Origin of the sequence: Gilliamella sp. App6-5, from assembly GCF_001690525.1 — a bacterium.
Lineage (GTDB): Bacteria > Pseudomonadota > Gammaproteobacteria > Enterobacterales > Orbaceae > Gilliamella > Gilliamella apicola_H.
The window spans coordinates 1-924 of record NZ_LZGT01000017.1 but is presented as its reverse complement, the minus strand read 5'-3'; the positions used below and the strand labels follow the sequence as shown (position 1 = coordinate 924).

General features: G+C 28.5%; 2 protein-coding genes. Both read left to right on the top strand.

Annotated elements, in window-relative coordinates; genetic code table 11:
- Nucleotides 1–164: 164 nt before the first annotated feature.
- Nucleotides 165–707, top strand: a complete 543-nt coding sequence (pilL2, locus tag A9G24_RS02200; protein WP_065637580.1) for a PFGI-1 class ICE element type IV pilus protein PilL2 — start codon at nucleotides 165–167, stop codon at nucleotides 705–707.
- Entirely contained in the window at nucleotides 704–901 is a 198-nt protein-coding gene (locus A9G24_RS02195) for a hypothetical protein (protein ID WP_065637579.1), read from the top strand. The genes pilL2 and A9G24_RS02195 overlap by 4 nt, the downstream gene beginning before the upstream one ends.
- Nucleotides 902–924: the final 23 nt, after the last annotated feature.

The following is a 924-nucleotide window of genomic DNA, read 5'->3' as shown; positions in this document are numbered from 1 at the left end:
TTCAGCTTCTTTTAAAATAGCGACGATTTGATGTTCAGTCATTTTTTTCATCATTAAATCCCCTTTACTTGTATCATAGAGAATTTTCTACTTTTGTGCTGTACTATTTTAGGGGGTAGTTACATTACCTTTCTACTTTCTACATTAATCTAAAGGTAAATACAATGAAAATCGCTATCTCTATGTTAGCATTGCTTCCAATATTTGTATTAACAGCATGTACAAATAACTCTAAAACTATTAGTTCTAAGTCTAAAATAGAATCTAAACCTACACCAGTTTTACAGACAGATCGATATACCATTGTTGAACTAGATGATCCAATTCATAAATATGTTTTAGATCAAATTATTAATATTTCACTACCTAAAAATTTAAATTTAACAGTTAAAGATGGAATGGAATATGCTTTAAAACAATCAGGTTATTCTCTTTGCACTAACTCAGATATCAATGTTCTTTATGAAAGCACTTTACCTAAAGTTCAATATAAAATGGGGCCAATTTTATTAAATGATGCACTACATGTTATGGCTGGCCCTGTTTGGAATTTAGATGTTAATGACGTTGAACGAGAAATTTGTTTTCATCTAAAAAAAGGATATTCTCGAAAACAACAACCTATTTCTTCAGTTAAACAAGAACCTCAATTTGATACTTATCAAGTACCTCCTCGAATGATAGAAACAAAAGGAGGCAAAAAATGAAGGATACGCTAATAAATAAATTAAATATAAACCAACCTATTACAATAACTAAAAAAATGGTAGTTTTAATATGTGGTGTATTTGTAATCTTGTTTATATTAATAGCGATAGCATTGCATTTATCTCTCCTTAACATTGATAAAACATCTAATAACTATAAAGAACTGGAAGATAAAATTGTAACTATCCCCTAAAATAGTACAGCAAAAAAGTAGAA